The 21,343-nt window shown below is 72.5% G+C and carries 21 protein-coding genes; 14 read left to right on the plus strand and 7 right to left on the minus strand.

Features of this window, described 5'->3' with window-relative positions:
- The first annotated feature begins 15 nt into the window (after positions 1–15).
- Entirely contained in the window at positions 16–723 is a 708-nt protein-coding gene (locus tag ACIRP2_RS25855) for a helical backbone metal receptor (protein ID WP_404254140.1), read from the plus strand.
- Here the strand turns inward: ACIRP2_RS25855 and ACIRP2_RS25860 are convergent.
- Positions 662–1,813: a TDT family transporter gene (locus ACIRP2_RS25860; RefSeq protein ID WP_404254142.1), complete on the minus strand. Its 1,152-nt coding sequence runs from the start codon at positions 1,811–1,813 to the stop codon at positions 662–664. The genes ACIRP2_RS25855 and ACIRP2_RS25860 overlap by 62 nt on opposite strands.
- Positions 1,814–1,884: 71 nt before the next feature.
- Here ACIRP2_RS25860 and ACIRP2_RS25865 point away from each other — a divergent pair, with 71 nt between their 5' ends.
- Positions 1,885–2,808 carry a LysR family transcriptional regulator gene (locus ACIRP2_RS25865; protein WP_404254144.1) on the plus strand — a complete coding sequence of 308 codons (924 nt, stop codon included), beginning with the start codon at positions 1,885–1,887 and terminating at the stop codon, positions 2,806–2,808.
- 47 nt (positions 2,809–2,855) lie between these two features.
- On the opposite strand, the gene ACIRP2_RS25870 is transcribed toward ACIRP2_RS25865, so the two are convergent.
- Together ACIRP2_RS25870 and ACIRP2_RS25875 are read right to left on the minus strand one after the other, a co-directional pair.
- On the minus strand, positions 2,856–3,608 hold the full coding sequence (locus ACIRP2_RS25870; protein WP_404254146.1) for a gamma-glutamyl-gamma-aminobutyrate hydrolase family protein: 753 nt from the start codon (positions 3,606–3,608) through the stop codon (positions 2,856–2,858).
- Between the two features lie 133 nt (positions 3,609–3,741).
- Positions 3,742–4,437 carry a FadR/GntR family transcriptional regulator gene (locus ACIRP2_RS25875; RefSeq protein WP_404254448.1) on the minus strand — a complete coding sequence of 232 codons (696 nt, stop codon included), beginning with the start codon at positions 4,435–4,437 and terminating at the stop codon, positions 3,742–3,744.
- Between the two features lie 109 nt (positions 4,438–4,546).
- Here ACIRP2_RS25875 and ACIRP2_RS25880 point away from each other — a divergent pair, with 109 nt between their 5' ends.
- The 3 genes from ACIRP2_RS25880 to ACIRP2_RS25890 are packed head-to-tail and all read left to right on the plus strand — an operon-like array spanning position 4,547 to position 8,100.
- On the plus strand, positions 4,547–5,914 hold the full coding sequence (locus ACIRP2_RS25880; protein WP_404254148.1) for a glutamine synthetase family protein: 1,368 nt from the start codon (positions 4,547–4,549) through the stop codon (positions 5,912–5,914).
- Positions 5,915–5,922: 8 nt separating this feature from the next.
- Positions 5,923–7,302: an aldehyde dehydrogenase family protein gene (locus ACIRP2_RS25885; protein ID WP_404254150.1), complete on the plus strand. Its 1,380-nt coding sequence runs from the start codon at positions 5,923–5,925 to the stop codon at positions 7,300–7,302.
- Positions 7,303–7,308: 6 nt separating this feature from the next.
- Positions 7,309–8,100: a 3-oxoacyl-ACP reductase gene (locus ACIRP2_RS25890; RefSeq protein WP_404254152.1), complete on the plus strand. Its 792-nt coding sequence runs from the start codon at positions 7,309–7,311 to the stop codon at positions 8,098–8,100.
- Positions 8,101–8,507: 407 nt separating this feature from the next.
- Here the strand turns inward: ACIRP2_RS25890 and ACIRP2_RS25895 are convergent, their stop codons facing one another.
- Positions 8,508–9,710 carry an amino acid deaminase/aldolase gene (locus ACIRP2_RS25895; protein WP_404254154.1) on the minus strand — a complete coding sequence of 401 codons (1,203 nt, stop codon included), beginning with the start codon at positions 9,708–9,710 and terminating at the stop codon, positions 8,508–8,510.
- A 601-nt stretch (positions 9,711–10,311) separates the two neighbouring features.
- Here ACIRP2_RS25895 and ACIRP2_RS25900 point away from each other — a divergent pair.
- Entirely contained in the window at positions 10,312–11,220 is a 909-nt protein-coding gene (locus tag ACIRP2_RS25900) for a hypothetical protein (RefSeq protein ID WP_404254156.1), read from the plus strand.
- On the plus strand, positions 11,217–12,410 hold the full coding sequence (mycP, locus tag ACIRP2_RS25905) for a type VII secretion-associated serine protease mycosin (protein WP_404254158.1): 1,194 nt from the start codon (positions 11,217–11,219) through the stop codon (positions 12,408–12,410). Before ACIRP2_RS25900 ends, mycP begins: the two co-directional genes overlap by 4 nt.
- A gap of 24 nt (positions 12,411–12,434) precedes the next feature.
- On the opposite strand, the gene ACIRP2_RS25910 is transcribed toward mycP, so the two are convergent.
- Complete coding sequence (locus ACIRP2_RS25910; protein WP_404254160.1) at positions 12,435–13,346, minus strand: serine hydrolase; 912 nt, start codon at positions 13,344–13,346, stop codon at positions 12,435–12,437.
- An 86-nt stretch (positions 13,347–13,432) separates the two neighbouring features.
- Here ACIRP2_RS25910 and ACIRP2_RS25915 point away from each other — a divergent pair, with 86 nt between their 5' ends.
- Positions 13,433–14,161, plus strand: a complete 729-nt coding sequence (locus ACIRP2_RS25915; RefSeq protein WP_404254162.1) for an SseB family protein — start codon at positions 13,433–13,435, stop codon at positions 14,159–14,161.
- A 161-nt stretch (positions 14,162–14,322) separates the two neighbouring features.
- On the opposite strand, the gene ACIRP2_RS25920 is transcribed toward ACIRP2_RS25915, so the two are convergent.
- Positions 14,323–14,685: a DUF1844 domain-containing protein gene (locus ACIRP2_RS25920; RefSeq protein WP_093896122.1), complete on the minus strand. Its 363-nt coding sequence runs from the start codon at positions 14,683–14,685 to the stop codon at positions 14,323–14,325.
- 344 nt (positions 14,686–15,029) lie between these two features.
- On the opposite strand from ACIRP2_RS25920, the gene infC reads away from it, so the two are divergent.
- The 4 genes from infC (at position 15,030) to ACIRP2_RS25940 (ending at position 17,510) form a co-directional block, all read left to right on the plus strand.
- Complete coding sequence (gene infC / locus ACIRP2_RS25925; RefSeq protein WP_404254164.1) at positions 15,030–15,725, plus strand: translation initiation factor IF-3; 696 nt, start codon at positions 15,030–15,032, stop codon at positions 15,723–15,725.
- A 121-nt stretch (positions 15,726–15,846) separates the two neighbouring features.
- Positions 15,847–16,041: a 50S ribosomal protein L35 gene (gene rpmI, locus ACIRP2_RS25930; protein WP_114243588.1), complete on the plus strand. Its 195-nt coding sequence runs from the start codon at positions 15,847–15,849 to the stop codon at positions 16,039–16,041.
- A 108-nt stretch (positions 16,042–16,149) separates the two neighbouring features.
- Positions 16,150–16,533 carry a 50S ribosomal protein L20 gene (gene rplT / locus ACIRP2_RS25935; protein WP_018103794.1) on the plus strand — a complete coding sequence of 128 codons (384 nt, stop codon included), beginning with the start codon at positions 16,150–16,152 and terminating at the stop codon, positions 16,531–16,533.
- 143 nt (positions 16,534–16,676) lie between these two features.
- Entirely contained in the window at positions 16,677–17,510 is an 834-nt protein-coding gene (locus ACIRP2_RS25940; RefSeq protein WP_404254167.1) for a TrmH family RNA methyltransferase, read from the plus strand.
- 120 nt (positions 17,511–17,630) lie between these two features.
- On the opposite strand, the gene ACIRP2_RS25945 is transcribed toward ACIRP2_RS25940, so the two are convergent.
- On the minus strand, positions 17,631–18,818 hold the full coding sequence (locus ACIRP2_RS25945; protein ID WP_404254169.1) for a PucR family transcriptional regulator: 1,188 nt from the start codon (positions 18,816–18,818) through the stop codon (positions 17,631–17,633).
- A gap of 122 nt (positions 18,819–18,940) precedes the next feature.
- Here ACIRP2_RS25945 and ureA point away from each other — a divergent pair, with 122 nt between their 5' ends.
- Both ureA and ACIRP2_RS25955 read left to right on the plus strand, forming a co-directional pair.
- A complete protein-coding gene (gene ureA, locus ACIRP2_RS25950; RefSeq protein WP_404254171.1) occupies positions 18,941–19,552 on the plus strand; it encodes an urease subunit gamma in 612 nt (203 codons plus the stop codon).
- Entirely contained in the window at positions 19,549–21,234 is a 1,686-nt protein-coding gene (locus ACIRP2_RS25955) for an urease subunit alpha (RefSeq protein WP_404254173.1), read from the plus strand. Before ureA ends, ACIRP2_RS25955 begins: the two co-directional genes overlap by 4 nt.
- Positions 21,235–21,343: the final 109 nt, after the last annotated feature.

Below are 21,343 nucleotides of genomic sequence, written 5' to 3' on the forward strand. Positions count from 1 at the left end.
GGAGGAGCAGCCACCGTGCGAGTCGTCTCCCTGGTCCCCTCGCTGACCGAGGCCGTCGCCGTCACCGCCCCGGGCCTGCTGGTCGGCGTCACCGACTGGTGCACCCACCCGCCGGGCCTGACCGCCGCCCGGATCGGCGGCACCAAGAACCCCGACGTGGCCGCCGTCGTCGCGCTACGGCCCGATCTCGTCGTCGCCAACGAGGAGGAGAACCGCGCGAGCGATCTCGCGGCGCTCGGGGACGCCGGGATCGAGGTGCTCGTCACCGAGGTCCGCACCCTCGACCAGGCGTTCGAGGAACTGGAAAGGGTCCTGGTCACCGCCTGCGGACGGACCAGGCCGCGCTGGCTGGACGAGGCCGAGGCCGCCTGGGCCGCGCTCCCGACGCCCCGGGCCCCGCGCCGTGCGGTCGTGCCCGTCTGGCGCAGGCCCTGGATGGTGCTGGGGCGTGAGACCTTCGCCGGGGACCTGCTGGCCAGGCTCGGTGTCGAGAACGTCTACGCCGACCACGCCGAGCGGTATCCCCGCATCCCGCTCGACGCGCTCAACACGGCGGGTGCCGATCTGGTCGTCCTGCCCGACGAGCCGTACCGCTTCACCGCGGACGACGGTCCGGAGGCGTTCCCCGCACTGCCCGCCGCACTCGTCGACGGGCGATTCCTCACCTGGTACGGGCCGTCACTGGCGCAGGCGCCTTCGGCGCTGCGAGCAGCGCTCCGCTGAACAGCCCGCGCAGCGTCCGGAGCCCGGCCACCGCCCATGCCGTCACCAGCAGCACGTACAGCGCGACGGCCAGCCAGGTGAACGCCGTCAGCCCGGTGTGCCGGGCCAGAGCCGTGGCGCCCGTGACACACGTACCGACCGGGAAGGTGAAGCCCCACCACGTCATGCTGAAGGTCATGCCGTTCCGTGCGGCCCGCACCACCAGGGCGACGGCCAGCGCCAGCCACAGCAGCGCGAAACCCATCACCGGTACCCCGTACAGCACGGCGAACACCCCGAGGCCCGAGGCGTAGGGGGCCCCGATCGCTCCCGGCGCCACGTCGGCGAGCTGGTTGACCGCGGTCGTCGACTGGCCCAGCGGACCGAGGACCAGGAACAGCGTGGGCGTCAGCGCGAGCGGCAGCGGGCCCTGGTGGACGAGGCGGGCGAAGACGAGCGGCAGCATCACCAGCGTGGCCAGCAGGCTCAGCCCGAACATCGCGTAGCAGGCGAGCAGCATCGCCTCCCGCCACTGACCGGCGGGCAGCTCCGGCACCAGCAGCGGGCCGAGTGCCGCGGAGACCATCGGGGCGACCACCGGCAGCAGCCACACCGGCGACGCGGTGCCGGGCTCGACCCGGTGGCGCACGACCATCAGATACGGAATCGCGACCGCGCAGGCCAGCCCGACGATCGTGCCCGCCGTGTACAGCACGACATCGAGGGCCAGGGCCGCCGGATGTCCGATGACGTCCCGGCCGACCACCATCGTCGAGCCGCCGACCGCCAGCAGCGCCATCGCGAGACAGCCGTAGAAGGGCGCGACGGCCGGGTCGAGCAGATGGGTACGGGCCTGGTCGCGATGGGCGATCCAGTGGCCGGTGCGGGCCGTGAGCACGGCGACGAGCATGACGGTCGCGAGCGCCCAGACCACCGTGCAGACACCCCGGAGCCCCGGGACGTGCACGGGCAGGGTCGCACCCGCGCTGGCGACGATGGCGGTGCCCATGACGGTCGCGTACCAGTTGGGGCCGATGTGCCGCAGGTGCGGGAGCCGTGGAGCGGGCGCATACGTGGCTGGGGGCTGCTGGGTCTGCGGAAAGATGGCCATGCCACGATTTTCGGCGGGCGGGCCCGGCCCCCACCAGGGATCTCGTCTCTATGAGGTCATAAGCTGGTCTTATGTCCGGTGAACAACACATTCCGCTCGCGCACCGGGTTCCCGACCTCGGCGCGCTGGAGCTGCTCCTCGCCGTCGCCCGGCACGGCAGTCTGGGGCGCGCGGCACGGGACGTGGGCGTCACCCAGCCTGCGGCCAGCAGCCGCATCCGGTCGATGGAGCGGCAGCTCGGCCTGGCGCTGCTGGACCGTTCACCGCGCGGCTCCCGGCTCACCGACGCGGGCGCGCTGGTCACCGACTGGGCACGCAGGATCGTCGAGGCGGCCGAGGCGTTCGACGCCGGAGCTCAGGCGCTGCGCGACCGGCGGGACTCCCGGTTGCGGGTCGCCGCCTCGATGACCATCGCCGAATACCTGCTGCCCGGCTGGCTGATAGCGCTGCGCGCCGAACGGCCGGACACCGCGGTCTCGCTGCTCGCCGGAAATTCGGCGGCGGTCGCGGGGCGGCTTCTCGTCGGTGAGGCCGACCTCGGTTTCGTGGAGGGCCTCTCCGTGCCGGAAGGGCTCGACGGTACGGTCATCGCCCACGACCGTCTCGTCGTCGTGGTGGCCCCGTCGCACGCGTGGGCCCGCCGCCGCACCGCCCTGACCCCGCAGGAACTGGCGGCGACCCCGCTGATCCTGCGCGAGCACGGCTCCGGCACCCGCCAGGTCCTCGACGCCGCCCTGGCCGTGCACGGCGGCCTCGCCCAGCCCCTGCTCGAACTCTCCTCGACCACCGCGGTGAAGGGGGCGGCGGAGAGCGGCGCGGGACCGTGCGTGCTGAGCGAACTGGCGCTGGGCGAGGAGCTGTCCGCCAGACGGTTGGTCAAGATCCCGATCGCCGGAGTACGGCTCCGCCGTCAGCTCCGCGCGGTATGGCCCTCGGGTCACCGCCCGACCGGCCCGGCCCGGGATCTGCTGTCGCTCACGGGCCGCGACCTGTAGCGGCCCGGGCGACGGGCCGACGGCGGGCGCCCGCGGGCGGCGTGCCCTCAGGCTCCCGCCGTCCGCGGTGGCGTGAGGTCCGCGAACGGCGTACGGGCCTGGACCGGCCGGGTCGTGGAGGCCGTCACCAGTGCCTGCGTCAGCCGTGGGTCGTCGCCCATCTCCGGATGCCACTGGACCCCGAGCACCCACTGCTCTCCCGGCAGCTCGACCGCCTCGACCGTGCCGTCCGTCGCGTGCGCGGACGCCACCAGTCCCGGTGCGAGCCGCTCCACGCACTGGTGGTGGTAGGTGGGGACGTCGGTCTCCTCGGGCACGATCGACGCGTAGAGGGTGTCCCGAACGGGGGTCACGGCGTGGGTGCCGAGGACTCCGGTCGCGCCCAGTGGGCCGGCGTGCCCGTCGAGGTGCTGGATCAGGGTGCCGCCGAGCGCCACGTTGAGCAGTTGCATACCGCGGCAGATGCCGAGCACCGGTGTGCCGGACTCCAGTGCGGCCCTGATCAGGGCCAGCTCCCAGGCGTCGCGCTCCCGGGCCGGCGGACCGGTCCGGAAGTCGCGCTCCGCGCCGTACCGTTCCGGTTCCACATCGGCACCGCCCGCGATCACGAGACCGTCCAGCCGGGCCACCGCGGCCGCCGCCCGGTCGGGGGTGTCCGGGGGGAGCAGCGCGGCGAGGCCGCCGGACCGTTGGACCATGCGTGGGTAGGCGGCCGGGAGGAGGGTGGCGGGCAGCTCCCAGACACCCCAGCGCGCCACGGGCTCCAGATAAGTGGAGACGCCGATGAGAGGTTCGGACACGGGGTGGTCCCTCCGGTCGGCCGCCTGTGCGGGCGGACTCGGTTCGATGGTGTCAATGGTGGCAGAGGATACCTTTACGATTCCGAGGGTCGGTACAGCTGCGGCGGCGGCGCATCCGGCGGTCTGTAGCGGCTCAGGCCAGGAACCCGCGCAGCAACGCGGCCGTGCCCGCACAGTGTTCACGCATCACCGCACGCGCCGCCTCCGCGTCCCCGTCGAGAACCGCCTCGACCAGACTCGCGTGCTGATGCTGCGAATGCTCCAGGTTCCGCACCAGCAGCGGTATGCAGTCGAGCAGGTCGTTGAGCGTGGCCCGGACGGCCGCGTACTGCGCGGTCAGCGTTGCGGAGCCGGAGAGTTCGGCCAGGGTGAGATGGAACAGGGTGTCGATCCTGCGGTACTCGGGCAGAGGTGCTTCGTGAGTCGCCGTCAGAGCCGCACGCAGCCGGTCCGCGCCCTCGTCCGTCAGCCCCTGCGCGGCGCACAGCCCGGCGGCCCCGGCCTCCAGCACCTCGCGGAAGCGCAGCACGTCCTCGATGTCGACGGACTCGACCTTCCGGCGCAGTTCGTCCTCGCCCGGACTGCCGGTGCGGGGCAGCACGAACGTCCCGCCGTACCGCCCCCGCCTGCTCTCCACCAGGCCCTGGTCCTGCAGGACCTTCAGCACCTCGCGCAGCGTGACCCGGCTGATCCCCAGCAGCTCGGCCAGCTCCCGCTCGGCCGGCAGCCGCCCGCCGCCCGGCACCAGGCCGAGCCTGACCACCTGGAGGATCTGCTCCAGCGCTTCCTCGAAGCCGTTCCCCGCCCGGACGGGCCGCAGTACGGGCATCGGACGGTCGGTGAACTCGCTTTCCTCGGCCACGTCCCGTACTCCCTTCACAATTAATGGTTCTCTCGCATACCTTAAGCGTTCCGGCTGACCGAAGGAGGAATGTCCCGTGGCAGACCGAACCCCACCGCTCGGGATCGAGGAGCTGCGCGCCCTCGTCGCGAGCGGTGAGATCGACACTGTCGTCCTCGCCTTCCCCGACATGCAGGGACGGTTGCAGGGCAAACGGTTCGCCGCCCGTTTCTTCCTCGACGAGGTCGTGGAGCACGGCACCGAGGGATGCAACTACCTGCTCGCCGTCGACACGGACATGAACACCGTCGACGGATACGCGATGTCCTCCTGGGACCGCGGCTACGGCGACTTCGCCATGCACGCCGACCTCTCCACCCTGCGCCCGGCACCCTGGAACGAGGGAACGGCCATGGTCATGGCCGACCTCGCCCAGGAGGACGGTTCCCCCGTGGCCGCCGCGCCCCGGCGGATCCTGGGCCGCCAGCTCGAACGGCTGGCGGAACTCGGCTACACGGCCCACGTCGGCACCGAACTCGAATTCATCGTCTTCAAGGACACCTACGAGCAGGCATGGGACCGCAACTACCGTGACCTGACCCCGGCCAACCAGTACAACATCGACTACTCCGTCCTCGGTACCGGCCGCGTCGAGCCGCTGCTGCGCCGCATCCGCAACGACATGACCGCCGCGGGTCTGACCGTCGAGTCCGCCAAGGGCGAGTGCAACCCCGGCCAGCACGAGATCGTGTTCCGCTACGACGAGGCCATGGTCACCTGCGACCAGCACTCCGTCTACAAGACCGGCGCCAAGGAGATCGCCGCCCAGGAGGGCGTCGCGCTCACCTTCATGGCCAAGTTCAACGAGCGCGAGGGCAACTCCTGCCACATCCACCTCTCGCTCCAGCCCGTCGACGAGGCCGGGCACAACGCCATGGCGGACGAGGACGGCGGCATGTCCCCGGTGATGCGGCACTTCCTCGCCGGACAACTGGCCGCCCTGCGCGACTTCTCCCTCCTCTACGCACCCAACATCAACTCCTACAAACGCTTCCAGCCGGGCTCCTTCGCCCCGACCGCCGTCGCCTGGGGGCACGACAACCGCACCTGTGCGCTGCGCGTCGTCGGCCACGGCCGCTCGGCGCGCTTCGAGAACCGGCTGCCCGGCGGTGACGTCAACCCGTACCTCGCCGTCGCCGGCATGGTCGCGGCGGGCATCCACGGCATCGAGAAGGGACTCGAACTCCCCGAGCCGTGCGGGAGCAACGCCTACACCGCCGCATACGACCACGTTCCCACCACGCTGCGCGAGGCCGCCGAACTCTGGGAGAGGAGCGAGATCGCCGGGGCGGCCTTCGGCGACGACGTCGTCGCGCACTACCACAACATGGCCCGCGTCGAACTCGAAGCCTTCGACGCCGCAGTGACCGACTGGGAGCTCCGCCGCTCCTTCGAACGCCTGTGAGGCACTGAGTGACCACACCCGACCACCCGGTGGAACACCACGTACTCAACCCGGCGACGGAAGAACTCCTCGCCACCGTCGCGTCCACCACCGTCGCCGAGGTCGACGCGGCGGTCGTCCGGGCCGCGGCCGCCCAGCGCACCTGGGCCGCCCTCGCGCCCGCCGACCGCGCCCGGCTGCTGCGCCGCTTCGCCCTCGCCGTCGACGGCGAGGCCGAGCAACTGGCCCGACTGGAGGTCCAGGAGGCCGGCCACACGCTCGGCAACGCCCGCTGGGAAGCGGCCAACGTCCGTGATCTGCTCGACTACGCGGCCGGGGGAGTGGAACGGCTCACCGGCCGGCAGATCCCGGTGCCCGGCGGACTCGACATCACGCTCCTCGAACCCCTCGGCGTCATCGGCGTCATCGCACCGTGGAACTTCCCTCTGCCGATCGCCGCCTGGGGCATCGCCCCGGCCCTCGCCGCAGGCAACGCCGTACTCCTCAAACCCGCCGAGACCACCCCGCTCACCGCCCTGCGACTGGCCGGGATCGCCCTGGACGCAGGGCTTCCGGAACACCTGCTCCAGGTGCTGCCGGGCGCGGGCGACGTGACGGGCGATGCCATGGTCGAGCATCCCGGCATCGCCAAGATCGTCTTCACCGGCTCCACCCGGGTGGGCAGGCGGATCATGGCCAAGTGTGCCGCGCGGGTGAAGCGGCTCACCCTCGAACTCGGCGGCAAGAGCCCCAACATCGTCTTCGCCGACGCCGACATCGAGGCCGCCGCGGCCACCGCACCCATGGCGTTCCTGGACAACGCGGGGCAGGACTGCTGTGCCCGCACCCGCATCCTGGTCCAGCGATCCGCGTACGACCGCTTCCTGGAACTCCTGGCTCCCGCGATCGAATCGGTCGCCGTGGGCGACCCGTTCGACGAGAGCACCCAGATGGGCCCGCTGATCTCCCGTGCGCAGCTGGAACGGGTCCGCGGTTACGTCCCCGAGGACGCGACCGCCCTCAGCGGCAAGGCGCCCGAAGGCCCCGGGTTCTGGTTCCCGCCGACCGTCCTCACCGACGCCCGCCCGGACTCGCCCGTCGCCACCGAAGAGGTCTTCGGACCGGTCGCCGTCGTTCTTCCCTTCGACGACGAGGCCGACGCCGTCCGGCTCGCCAACGCCACGGAGTACGGCCTGGCCGGCTCGGTCTGGACCCGTGACGTGGGCCGGGCGCTGCGCGTCTCGCAGGCGGTCCGGGCCGGAAACCTCTCCGTCAACTCCCACTCCAGCGTCCGCTACTGGACCCCGTTCGGCGGCTACGGGCAATCCGGACTCGGCCGCGAACTCGGCCCCGACGCGCTCGCCGCATTCACCGAGACCAAGAACGTCTTCTTCAGCACGGAGGCCTGAACCCGCATGACCACCACCGACAGCGAGAACATCTGCCGCCGCCTGGTCGGCCGCACCGCCGTCATCACCGGAGCCGCCAGTGGCATCGGTCTCGCCACCGCACGCCGCCTGGCGTCGGAGGGTGCGAACATCGTCTGCGGGGACATCGACGAGAACGCGGGCAAGGCCGCGGCCGAGGAGGTCGGCGGCACCTTCGTACGCGTGGACGTCACCGACCCGGAACAGGTCGAGGCGCTCTTCAGGACCGCGTTCGACACCTACGGCTCCGTCGACATCGCCTTCAACAACGCGGGCATCTCCCCGCCCGACGACGACTCCATCCTCACCACCGGCCTGGAGGCGTGGAAGCGCGTCCAGGAGGTCAACCTCACCTCCGTCTACCTCTGCTGCAAGGCGGCCCTGCCCTACATGCGCCGCCAGGGCCGCGGGTCGATCATCAACACCGCGTCCTTCGTCGCGATCATGGGGGCCGCCACCAGCCAGATCTCGTACACCGCGTCCAAGGGCGGCGTCCTCGCCATGTCCCGCGAACTCGGCGTGCAGTTCGCCCGCGAGGGCATCCGGGTCAACGCGCTGTGCCCGGGACCGGTCAACACGCCGCTGCTCCAGGAACTGTTCGCCAAGGATCCGGAACGCGCAGCCCGCAGGCTGGTGCACATCCCGGTCGGCCGCTTCGCCGAGGCGACGGAGATCGCCGCGGCGGTCGCCTTCCTCGCGAGCGACGACTCCTCGTTCGTGAACGCCACCGACTTCCTCGTCGACGGGGGTATCTCCGGCGCGTACGTCACACCCCTCTAGACCCTTCCGCGCGAAGCGGCCGCAGCAGGTCGACAGGGGCTTCAAGGGCCCCTGTCGACGAGGGAAAACCCCGGGGCGCGGGATCGGCGGCGCGACACCGCCCGGCCGGTATCCGCAAGCCGCGACGCTGGACGGCCTGACGGGCGTGGGGCGGCACGGGAGCGGATCGCCGTGCTCGTCGTGGCCGGGCCGGTCGTCGTCGGCGCGGCCGCCACCGGGGCCGTCCTGCCCGGCGGGGCGACGGCGGCGAAGCGCCGGTCGTCGTGCGCGTCTTCGACGCGGGACCGGACGGCCCGCAGCTCTCTCCACGGACAGCCCCCACCGAGGCGATCCGGCCGATCGACGAGGCCGGACGAGCGGCGCCGTGGGCAGCTCCGCGGCGCCCTGACCCCGGCCGGGCTCCCGGCTCAGAGGAACGTACGGCCCTCGCCCCGGTACGTCGGCACGGCCGCCGTCACACGGTCGCCCTCGATCAGCTGCAACTCGTCGAAGCGCTCGCACAGTTCACCGGCCTTCGCATGCCGGAACCACACCTTGTCACCGATCAGCAGATCGTCGGCCGGGGCGCCGAGCAGCGGGGTCTGCACCTCGCCCGGCCCCTCCTGCCCGTCGTAGCGCAGCCCCTCCGGCAGATACGGGACGGGCAGCCGGTCCGCCCCCGCGGGCCCCGACGCCGGATAGCCGCCCCCGAGGACCGTCACCACCCCCACACCCGGCCGGCGCACCACCGGCTGGGCGAACAGCGCCGCCGGACGTGCCGCGAACGACGTGTAGTTGTCGAACAGCCGCGGTACGTAGAGCCCGGAGCCGGCCGCGATCTCGGTCACCGCGCGCTCCGCCGCCGTGTGCTGGACGCTGCCGGTGCCACCGCCGTTCACGAACTCCAGGTCCGGTGCCACCGCCCGCACCGCCCGCACCACCTCGGCCCGCCGGACGGCCAGCTCCCTGCGACCCGTGGCCTGCATCAGCCGGATCGCCCGGGAGCGCAGCGGCCGGCCCGCGACCGAGTCGCCGACCCCGGCGATGTGGCCCTCGTACGCCATCAGACCCACCAGCCGGAAGCCGGGCCTGCGCGCCACCGAGCGTGCCAGCTCGGCCAGTTGGGCGGGGGAGCGCAGCGGTGAACGCAGGGCGCCGATCCTGACCCGGCCGCCGAGCAGCCGCAGCGAGGTGTCCAGCTCCAAGCAGACCCGGATCTCCTCGCGGCCACCGGCCCGCGCCGCGTCGATCAGCTCCAACTGTGCGTGGTCGTCCACCATCACCGTCACGGCGGCGGCCAGCTTCGGGTCGGCGGCGAGCTCCGCGAAGGCGGCCCGGTCGGCCGACGGATAGGCCAGCAGCACGTCCTCGAAACCGGCCCGCGCCAGCCACAGCGACTCGGCGAGCGTGAACGACATGATCCCCGCGAAGCCCGGCCGCGCCAGCACCCGCTCCAGCAGGGCCCGGCAGCGGACCGATTTGCTCGCCACCCGGATCGGCTTCCCGGCGGCCCGGCGCACCAGATCGTCGGCGTTGGCGTCGAACGCGTCCAGATCGACGATGGCGATCGGGGCGTCCAGATGGGCGGTGGCCCGGTCGTAGCGGGTCCGGTCAGCGGCGCGGGCAGTCATGGCCGCAGCTTGCCAGACGTCCGTACCGCTGGGTAGGGGGATGATCTGCGCAGATCGTCCGAGGCCGCGGCGTCCTGCTCCCGCAGGGGCCGTCCCACCCCGTAGAGTGACGGGCACGCGGCAACCAACAGGCCTGCCTGTGACGTCGATCCGCGCACGGTACGGAACAGGATCAGGGGGGCGGATGAGTACCGAGGCGCAACGTGCTCCCGTCCCGCCCCGCCCCACGACTCCGCCGCCACCGATGACCGCGGACCCGGCGCCGCCTCCTGCCGACACCTCGGCCGCCGCTGCCCTGACGCCGCATCCCGGGACCCCGCCGCCCGGAGCGCCTACGTCGAACCCCGGTCCGGCGGTGCCCGTGGTCCCGGCCACTCCGGCACCGCACTCGGCGCCTCGGCCACCGCGGCCGGAGCAACGGCCGGATCGGCCGATGCCGCCCCAGGGGCCGCGGCCGATGGTGACGCCCCCGCCGCCGCCCGTGGAGACGACGACCAGGCTCCGGCCCGTGCCCCCGGCCCCCTCACCCGCCGTTCCCCCCGCCGCCCCGCCCCGTCCCGGGCAGCCGCCCGCCCCGACCCGTCGGCGGCCCGTCGGTGCCGTGGACCTCACCCCGCACCCGGGTGCGGGGGCGCCACCCACCGGGCCCGCGCACCTCCCGTACGCCTACCAGCAGCCTCGGCAGCACCCGTACGGTCACCCGCCGCCCGAGACCCCCGCCGAGACCACGACCCGGCTGCGCCCGATCCGAACCCGCCACCCCCTCAGGACCGCGACCGCCGCCGCCTGTGTGGTGCTCGGGCTCGGACTGATCGGCGGCGCGGCCACCGGCGCCTGGCTGATCAGCGATTCCTCGGCCGACCCCGCCGCCCACAGCGCCTACACCGTGGGCCGCTCGGCCTGGCACAGCGTCCCCGTGGACACGCTCTTCCCGCGCACGCTGGCCGGTGACGGAGCGGGGCCGGGCGGTGCCGACCGGGTCTGGACCCGGGTCGCCGTCGCCCCGGACGGCGGCTGCGCCCCGGCCCTGGACCCGCTGTTGGCCAGGACCCTCGCCCCCGTCGGGTGCGAGCGCATGCTCCGGGCCACCTACACCGACGCCACCAGCAGCAGCGTCACCACGGTGGGGGTGATCTTCACCGAGGGTGACACCGAGGCCATGCGGGCGCTGAGCACCCGCTTCACCGACCAGCACCTCGACCGGCGAGCGGATCTGATGCCCCGTGCGTACCCCGTCGAGGACACGGTCGCCGCCGGATTCGGCGACCGGCAGCGCGCCAGCTGGACCATCCACGTCCTGACCGAGGTCCCCGTCGTCGTGTTCGCCGTCTCCGGGTTCGCCGACGGCCGCACGGTCCCCGATCCGCAACCCGCCGCCAGGGCCATGGCCGCGAACGCCACCACGGCCGCCGCCCAGGCCGGACTCGGTCACGAGGCCAAGGGAATCGCCGACCGGATCGAGCGCGGCCTGCGCCGGACCGTCACCGACCTCACGGAGAAGCCGGAATGAGCCGCCGCGCACGCCGCCGGGTCCTGGGCGCCGTCTGTGCCGCCACCGCGTTCGCGCTCCTGCCCGCGGTGCCGGCCAGGGCCGATGCCATCCGGGACCAGCAGTGGGGCCTTCAGGCACTCCACACAGATCAGGCCTGGCGGACCACCAAGGGCAGGGGAATCACCGTCGCCGTCGTCGACACCGGGGTCGACGGCAGCCTCCCCGACCTGGCGGGCCAGGTGCTGCCCGGCAAGGACATGATCGGCTTCGGCGCCGGCCGGGGCGACCGCTCCTGGGCCCGGCACGGCACCGCGATGGCGGGGATCATCGCAGGGCACGGCCATGGTGACGGACGCGACGACGGAGTCCTGGGCATCGCGCCGGAGGCGAAGATCCTCCCGGTCCGGGTGATCCTCGAAGCCTCCGACCCGTCCCGCGCCAAGGCCCGGGAATCCCGGGGCACGGCCCTTGCCGACGGCATCCGCTGGGCCGCCGACCACGGTGCCGACGTCATCAACCTCTCGCTCGGCGACGACAGCGAGTCGGCCCACCCCGAACCGGGCGAGGACGCCGCCATCCAGTACGCGCTGAAGAAGGGCGCCGTCGTCGTCGCCTCGTCGGGCAACGGGGGCGAGAAGGGCGACCACATCTCGTACCCCGCCGCCTATCCCGGTGTGATAGCGGTCGCCGCCGTCGACCGGTACGGCACCCATGCCGCGTTCTCCACCCGCCGCTGGTACGCGACCGTCAGCGCCCCCGGGGTCGACATCGTCGTCGCCGCCCCCGACCGCCAGTACTACGTGGAGTGGGGCACCTCCGCCGCCGCGGCATTCGTCTCGGGCGCGGTCGCGCTGGTCCGCGCCGCGCACCCGGGACTGACCCCCGCCCAGGTCAAGCGCCTGCTCACGGACACGGCCCGCAGTGCCCCCGCGTCCGGCCGGGACGACGCCCGGGGATACGGCACGGTCGACCCCGCCGCGGCGATCAGGGCCGGGGCCGCGCTCCGGCCGGCCGGCCTGCGCGCCGAGTCCGCCGAGGCCGGATACCGGAAGCGTTACTTCGGCAGCGGCCCCACCCCCGGGCGCCGGGACAGCGGCCCCGCGGGCTGGCTCGCCCCCACCGCGGGCGGTCTCGGGGCGGTCCTGCTGGCACTGGCCGTGGTGCTGTGGCGCGGCAGGGGCGGGAGACCGGCCACCGTGCGGCGCTGAACGCGGCGACCGCCCGTCACCTGCTCACCGAGCGGCGTCGAGCACACCCACCGCCGCTTTCGCCACCGACTCGACGAGCGCGATGCCCGTCTCCTTCGTCCGTTGCCCGCCCGAGAGCACCGCCACCAGATACGTGCGGCCGTCCGCCCGCACCTGTCCGATGCTGTTGATGTCCCACAGCCCGGTCGTCGTCCGGGGCAGCCAGCCGTTCTTCAGGGCCCAGTCGCTGCCCGCCGCCGACACGCCCCATCGCTGGTCGGCGTCGACCTGCCCCATCAGTCGCCGCAGATAGCCGCGGGAGGCCGCGCTCAGTTCCGATTCCGTACCGAACACCGCTTTCAGCAGGGTCAGTTGATCCGCCGCGGTGGTACGGGTCAGACCCCATGCGTGCGCGGCGGTCGTCCCGGTCAGGCCCAGGCGGGCGTTGGCCGCGTCGAGTGCTTCCGACCCGCCGATCGCCCGGAGCAACGTGGTGGCGGCGGTGTTGTCGCTCCGCTCGATCATGGCGGCCGCGAGATCCCTTTCGTCGGAGGTGAGCACGCGCCCCTCGTCCTGGGCCCGGAGCAGCAGCGCCGCGAGTATGTCGACCTTGACGATGCTGGCGGTGTCGTACGTCCCGTCCCCGTAGACCGCCCGCGCCCCGCTCCCGGTGTCCAGCACCGCGACGGACACCTTCGCCTCCCCCGCGTCGGCCAGCAGCGGCTCCACCACCGCGGCCAGCGCCGTGTCGAGATCCACCGTCGGCTCCTCACTCGTCGATGCCGGGGCCGAGGTGGTCCCGGCGGCGGGTACGGACGATACGGAGGCCGCGGCGCGGGACGCGTGCTCCGACGGCCGGCCGAGCTGCCGGATGCCGCCCGCGGCCACGGCCGCGATCAGGATCGTGGCCGTCACGGACGAGGGCAGGGCGACACGGCGGAATCCGATGCGGGACATGGTCCGGACGCTAGGAACGGCACCTGGGAACCGGCTGGGTCCGACCTGTCGACAGCGTAGGAAACCCCAGGCACTACGCTCGCCCTGTGGCGCAGAAGAACATTCCGGACCCCGGTTACTCCGACGACGACGGCACGGCCGATCCGGCCCTGAGCGCGGCGCTGGCCGCATGGGCCGAGGACCGGAAGCTCGTCGGCCCGGTCCTCGAGGCACTCAAGGGCACCCGGCTCCTGGTCCCCGTCGTCGCCGTGCTGGGGGAGGTGGAGGAGGACGAGAACGGGCTGCGTCGCGAGAAGACCAGTGACATGGCCGTCCCCACCCTCCAGGCGGGAGACCGCCGGGCCCTGCCCGCCTTCACCTCGACCGACTCGCTGGCCCGCTGGGATCCGCAGGCCCGTCCCGTCGCCGTGCCCCTGCACCAGGCCCTGCAGGCCGCCGCGCACGAGAAGGCGGACACGGTCGTCCTCGATCTCGCCGGTCCGGTGGCGTTCGAGCTGACCGGCTCCGCCCTGCTCGCCCTCGCCGAGGGCCGCACCAGCGCCGATCCGCTGGACGACCCCGCGGTCACCTCGGCGGTACGGCGGGCGGTCGCCGCGGAACCCGCGGTGCGCCGCGCCCACCTCGGCCCCGGGCGGGCGGACGGCACCCTCGCGCTCGTGCTCGCACCCGACGCGGACCCCGCGGACGCCGCCCGGCGGGTCGCGGAACGGCTGGCGGCCGATGAGGTCCTGCGCGCGCGCCTCGTGCGCGGCCTGGACCTGGCGCTGCTCCCGGCCGATGCGGCCGCGCCCGGCGAGGCCCTGTTCACGCGCTGACCGCCCGGTCCGTCCCGCGTGTACGGATGCACGCGGGACCGGCGCACGGACGGCGGTCTCCTGCCGGAGGATTCTTCGGCCCCGGCGGATGACGACGGCCGTGGACCCGGACCCGGGACGGGCAGGGGCCACGGCCGTGGAACGTCGTGGAGCGGGTGGGCTCAGCCGAAGACGGGACCCGTGTACTTCTCCCCGGGCCCCTGGCCGGGCTCGTCGGGAACGAGCGAGGCCTCGCGGAACGCGAGCTGCAGGGACTTCAGGCCGTCACGCAGCGGAGCCGCGTGGAACGAGCTGATCTCGGTGGTGCTGGCGTCCAGCAGGCCGGCCAGCGCGTGCACCAGCTTGCGGGCCTCGTCGAGGTCCTTGTGCTCGTCGCCGTCCTCGGTCAGTCCGAGCTTCACGGCTGCGGCGCTCATCAGATTGACCGCGACCGTCACGATCACCTCGACCGCGGGCACCTCCGCGATGTCGCGGGCCATGTCGTCGAAGCCGGGGGAATCGGTGGTGGGGGTCGCGTCACTCATGAGCCATACGATAGGCCCCCTGCGGCGCCCCCCTGTCTGCGGGAGCCGCGAGCGGCAGCCGGTTAGCGCCCGCCCCGGGGAGCTGCTAACCTTGTGTAACGACCGGCTGGACAGCTATGTGTCCGGCCCACAAGTGGAGGCTCCGATCTCCCACCTGGCTGTCCTCATCGGACAGCGGGTCACCGGTCAGGTGGCGCCCATCGTTCCGTACGGACGATGGAGCCGCCCGATGCGCCCCGCGGTTGACCGCGGCGGTGTTCCGGTTGTTCCAGGAGCCCCGCCTGTGTCCCGTCCGGGGCATTTTTCTTGGCCTGGTGCGGTTGGTCTGACGAAACAGACGTTACGTGGCTGTCCGCCAGGCGGCCGCGTGGTGCTACCGAGGAGGATCCATCAGCGCCGAGCCCCGCATCAACGACCGGATTCGCGTGCCCGAGGTGCGACTTGTCGGTCCCAGCGGCGAGCAGGTCGGGATTGTTCCGCTTGCCAAGGCCCTGGAACTCGCGCAGGAGTACGACCTCGACCTGGTCGAGGTGGCGGCGACCGCCCGTCCGCCCGTGTGCAAGCTCATGGACTACGGGAAGTTCAAGTACGAGTCGGCCATGAAGGCCCGTGAGGCGCGCAAGAACCAGGCGCACACGGTCATCAAGGAGATGAAGCTCCGGCCGAAGATCGACCCGCACGACTATGACACCAAGAAGGGTCACGTCGTCCGGTTCCTCAAGCAGGGCGACAAGGTCAAGATCACGATCATGTTCCGTGGTCGTGAGCAGTCCCGCCCCGAGCTGGGCTTCCGACTGCTCCAGCGTCTCGCTTCGGACGTGGAGGAACTCGGCTTCATCGAGTCCAACCCGAAGCAGGACGGCCGGAACATGATCATGGTTCTGGGCCCGCACAAGAAGAAGACCGAAGCCATGGCCGAGGCCCGCGAGGCCCAGGCCGCCCGCAAGGCGGGGCGTCAGGGATCCACCCCGGACGCCGAGGCCGCGGGTGGGGCTGCCCCGCAGCCCGAGGCTTCGGCCGAGACACCTTCCGAGGCGTGACCTCAGGGGGCCGCCATCCAGGCGGCCCCGGGTCCCCCCGGAATCCCCACCAAGATCTGACGCCCCTGCTGTCCGGTGCCCGCACCGAGAGGGGCGCCACTGACGAGGAGAGAACGGCGCGATGCCGAAGAACAAGACGCACAGCGGTGCCAGCAAGCGCTTCAAGATCACCGGCTCCGGCAAGGTGCTCCGTGAGCGCGCCGGCAAGCGCCACCTTCTTGAGCACAAGTCGTCCAAGAAGACCCGCTCGCTGACCGGCACGGTCGAGCTGGCCCCGGCCGACGCCAAGAAGGTCAAGAAGCTTCTCGGCAAGTGAGGCCGAAGCCCCCGGTGAATCCGGGGGCGGCGACCTCGACCAGACCGGGACCAATTCGTTTCCGGGCCGTGTGAGTCCAACCACGGCCCCGCTACAAGGAGTTAAAAAGTGGCACGCGTCAAGCGGGCAGTAAACGCTCACAAGAAGCGCCGGGCAATCCTCGAGCAGGCCAGCGGTTACCGGGGCCAGCGCTCCCGCCTGTACCGCAAGGCGAAGGAGCAGGTCACCCACTCCCTCGTCTACAACTACAACGACCGCAAGAAGCGCAAGGGCGACTTCCGTCAGCTGTGGATCCAGCGCATCAACGCCGCTGCCCGCCAGAACGGCATGACGTACAACCGCCTCATCCAGGGTCTGAAGGCCGCCAACATCGAGGTGGACCGCAAGATCCTGGCCGAGCTCGCGGTCAACGACGCCAACGCGTTCGCCGCCCTCGTCGAGGTCGCCCAGAAGGCCCTCCCGAGCGACGTCAACGCCCCGAAGGCCGCCTGATCCAGGTCGCACTTCTTGGCTTCTGAGCCGGACCCGCAGGCGCTCGTCGTCTGCGGGTCCGGTGCGTTGCAGGACGTGTTCCGTACGTCCGACACCTCCGTACCCGTCACCACCCCCGTACGCAGAGAGGCTCGCCGCCGACCATGGGCACCCCCGAACTGATCTCCCCGCGATCGCCGCGCGTCACCGCCGCCCGGCGGCTGGCCAAGCGCAATTTCCGCGGCAAGGAGCGCAGGTTCATCGCCGAGGGGCCGCAGGCCGTGCGCGAGGCCGCCGAGCACCGCGGCAACGACGGCCGGGCGACGCTGATCGAGCTGTTCGCCACCGTCGAGGCGGCCGAGCGGTACGCCGACATCGTCGAAGCCGCCCACGCGGCCGGTGCCCGGGTGCACCTGGCGGACACGGACGTGCTCGCCGATGTGTCGCAGACCGTCACCCCGCAGGGCCTGATCGGTGTCTGCCACTTCCTCGACTCGCCGTTCGAGGCCGTGCTCGCCGCGAAGCCGAAACTGGTCGCCGTCCTCGCCCACGTACGCGATCCCGGGAACGCCGGTACGGTGCTGCGCTGCGCCGACGCCGCGGGAGCCGACGCCGTCGTGCTCACGGACGCCTCGGTCGATCTCTACAACCCCAAGTCCGTCCGGGCCTCGGTCGGCTCGCTCTTCCATCTGCCGGTCGCCGTCGGCGTCCCGGTCGAGCAGGCCGTCCGGGGGCTGAGGGAGGCGGGCGTCCGGATTCTCGCCGCCGACGGCGCGGGTGACGACGACCTCGACGACGAGCTCGACGCGGGGACCATGGGCGGGCCGACCGCCTGGGTCTTCGGCAACGAGGCCTGGGGCCTGCCGGAGGAGACCCGGGCGCTGGCCGACGCCGTGGTGCGGGTGCCGATCCACGGCAAGGCGGAGAGCCTCAATCTGGCGACGGCGGCGGCCGTGTGCCTGTACGCCTCCGCACGCGCCCAGCGCCCGCGCCGCTAGGGCCTCTCGTCCGGCGGACGCAGGGGACGTCCGGCCCGCCCGTCCGAGATCCCTCGGCCGGTACCTGCCTCACCCGTCCACAGCCTCCCGGGACGCAATCCCCCGTTGCCGGGACAGCCCTCAGTCGGCGGCCGCGGTCCTGGCTCGCAGGGCCACCGCGACCAGTGCCGCGTCGTCGGGGCGGCGGACGTCTCGGCCGGTCAGCTCGTGGAAGCGGGCGAAGCGGTGCTGAACCGTGTTGCGGTGGCAGTACAGCGCCGCCGCGGTGTCCGCGATGGAGCCGCTGCCGCGCAGATGCTCGGTGACGGTCTCCAGCAGGCGTGCCGCCTCCGAGGCGGACACCTCGGGAGCGTCGAGACCGCCCAGGACATCGGCGGCCAGATCCGTGCCGAAGTCCCCCGCCCGCCGCACCAGCACATCCAGCCAGCTGTCCTCCAGCAGCCTCGGCGAACCGGCGCCCGGCGGCAGCATCTGCGCCGTCGCGATGGCCAGCACGGCCGCCCTGGGGACCGCCGCGAGTCCGCTCGTCTGCGGCGAGACACCGCACGGCGTGGACGCGAGCCGGACCAGCACCGACTGCCACGTGGTGCGCCGGCCCAGCTCCACCACCAGTACCGCGTCCCCGCCGACCGCCTGGTACTGCACCGGAGCACCCGCCGCGCGCAGCGCCGTCGCGGCCAGGTGCAGCCCCGAGCCCTCCGCCGCCGGCGCCGCCGCGCACAGAAAGGTGCCCGCGCCGTCGAAGCCGAGGGCCAGCGCCGCGTTCCGTACCACGGTGGGGTTGTGGCCCTCGCTCTCCAGCAGCCGGGAGAACCACATCCGCCGCTCGTCCTCCTGACGCCGGCCCATCTCCAGAACCGTGCGCTGATACGCCGTCATGATGCCCGTGACATGGGACTCGACGGCCTCCCACACGTGGTACGCGCTCGTCACCAGCTCCGCCATGTCGGACTCGTCCGCCCGCTGGACCAGGGCCGCCCACACCACCCGGAAGTCCAGCCGGGCCGCTTCCAGCAGCGAGTCCAGCGGGACACCCTGACGGGCCCGCTGCTCACCCACGCGCTGCGACACCCCCGCGATGTGCGCGGGCACCGGCAGCTGCGCCACCGTCCGCAGCAACAGTTCGAACGCCTGCCAGGCGGAGCTGCGGAAGTCGGCGTCCGGCACCCGGTCCGCATAGGCGCTGCGGACCGGGTTGATCATCTCCATCCACTGGCCGATCAGCCCGTCGATGTTGTCCAGACACTGGCCCGCGAGCTCCGCGATCCGACGTGACGGGGCTGGGAATTCGGAAACCGGGGTGTGCATATGACCAATGTAAGGGGCTGTACGGGTGATGTTTCGACGTTGGATTTGTGCTCGTTGCCCTCGAAGCTGAGGCAACCCGGAATCCCCTTCCGGGACCCGCCGCATTCAGGGAGGTCCTGGCAGTGCATCTGACGCCTCGCGAGCAGGAGCGTCTCCAGCTGTTCACCGTCGCCGAGCTGGCCCGCCGCCGCAGGGCACGCGGCAGGCGGCTGAACACGCCGGAGGCCATCGCCCTGATCTGCGACGAGGTGCTGGAAGCCGCCTGGGACGGGCTCGGTCTGGACGAGGTGATCGAGGTGGGCCGCTCCGTGCTCACCGAGGCCGAGGTGATGGACGGCGTGGCCGACATCGTCACCACCGTGCAGGTCGAGGCGCTCTTCCCCAGCGGCACCGCCCTCGTCGCCGTCGACCGGCCGATCGGTCCCGGGAGCCCGGACACCGCGCCGGGCGCCGTCAGGACCGCCCCCGACCCGGTGCGGATCAACGAGGGGCGCCCACGCACCGTCCTCACGCTGCGCAACACCGGCGACCGCACGGTGTTCGTCTCCTCGCACTATCCGCTGCACGAGGTGAACGAGGCCCTGGAGCTGGACCGGGAAGCGGCCCGGGGGCTGCGGCTGGACATCGCGGCCGGCACCGCGCTGGCCTTCGAACCGGGGGAGTCCCGGGAGGTCTCGCTGATCCCTCTCTCCCGCCACCCGCAGCACGCCCAGTCCGAGGAGCCGCGCGCATGACCAGCATCGACCGCCGTACGTACAACGCCCTGTACGGGCCGACCACCGGTGACCGCATCCGGCTCGGTGACACCTCCCTCTGGGTCGAGGTGGAGGCCGACGACGGCACCCCCGGCGACGAGCTGCTCGGCGGCTGCGGCAAGACCGTGCGCGACGGGCTGCTCGCCTCCCCGCGCTCCGACCGGGACTCCGCCCTGGACATGGTGGTCGCCGGAGTCGTCCTCATGGACCCGGTTCTCGGCGTGCGCAAGACCGACATCGGCATCAAGGACGGCCGGATCGTCTCCGTCGGCGGCGTCGGCAACCCGGACGTGATGCCGGTCGAGTACGCCATCGACTCGCACACCTCGGTCGTCCCCGGCGAGGGGCTGATCGCCACCCCCGGCATCGTGGACAGCCACGTCCATCTCTCCTCGCCCGACGTGGCGCCCGCGGCGCTCGCGGCCGGAGTCACCACGCTCGTCGGCATGGGTCTCGGCGGGGTCTGGGAGATCGGCTGCAATCCGGCCCACAATCTGCACACCCTCATGAGCTCCTGGCAGGGCACCCCGCTCAACATCGCCTTCCTGGCCCGCGGTTCGTCCAGCTCGCGCACCCTGCTCGACGAGTCCGTGCTCGCCGGGGCCGGCGGCTTCAAGATCCATGAGGACTTCGGGGCCACCCCGCGCATCATCGACAACTGCCTCGACACCGCCGAGGCCGCCGATCTGCCGGTCGCCCTGCACACCGACTCCATGAACGAGTCCGGCTATCTGCGCGACACCATCGGCTCCACCCGGGGCCGGACCGTGCACGCGTACCACGTGGAGGGTGGCGGGGGGCACCCCGATCTGCTGGAGATCCTCTCCGAGCCGAACATCCTGCCGTCCTCCACCACGCCGACCGTCCCGTACACCCCGAACACCGTCGGGGAGCTCTTCCCGATGACGATGACCGTGCACCGGCAGAACCACCACTCCGCGAGCGACATCGAGATCTCCAGGGGCCGTATCCGTGCCCATGCCATCGCCGCCGAGAACGCCCTGCACGACCTCGGTGCGATCTCCATCGTCAATTCCGACTCCATGGGCATGGGCCGCATAGCCGAGACCGTCCGCCGCACCTGGCAGCTCGCCCATCTCCAGGCCCTGGCGGCCGGCGAGGGCGGCGTGGAGCACCGCGCCAACGAGCGGGCCCTGCGCTATCTCGCCAAGATCACCCTCAACCCGGCGATCGCCCACGGCCTCGCGCACGAGGTCGGCACCGCTCAGGTGGGGCGCCTCGCGGACCTGGTGCTCTGGCACCCGGCGTACTTCGGGTCGAAGCCGGAGCTGGTCATCAAGGCCGGATTCGTGGCCTGGGGCAACACGGGGTCCGGCTCGGGATCGACCCGGCTGACCCAGCCCCGTACGTACCGGCCCTACTTCGGCGCCCTCGGCCAGGCGCCCGCGCGGCTCTCCCGGATCTTCGTCGCCGAGGCCGCGCTGGCGGACCGGGCCGCCCGCGCGGCGTTGCCGGAGGGACTCACCTACGCGCCGATCCGCGGCTCCCGCGGCCTCACCCGCGCCGACATGCTCCACAACACCGCGACCCCGCACGTCGTGGTGCCCCACGAACCGGCGCCCGTCCTGGTCGACGGCGTGCCCACCGGCACCCCCGCCGCCGACGCCGTGCCCCTGGCCCAGCTCCACCATCTCGCGTGACCCCGAAGGACGCGTTCCCGAAAGCCGCGTTCCTCGCAGGCCCGGACCGGAAGGGCCCCGGCCCGGGGGACGCGCACCCGACCCGCCCGAGCCCGAAGGCCTCGAACCC

Origin of the sequence: Streptomyces sp. NPDC101194 (assembly GCF_044767885.1) — a bacterium.
Taxonomy (GTDB): Bacteria; Actinomycetota; Actinomycetes; order Streptomycetales; family Streptomycetaceae; genus Streptomyces.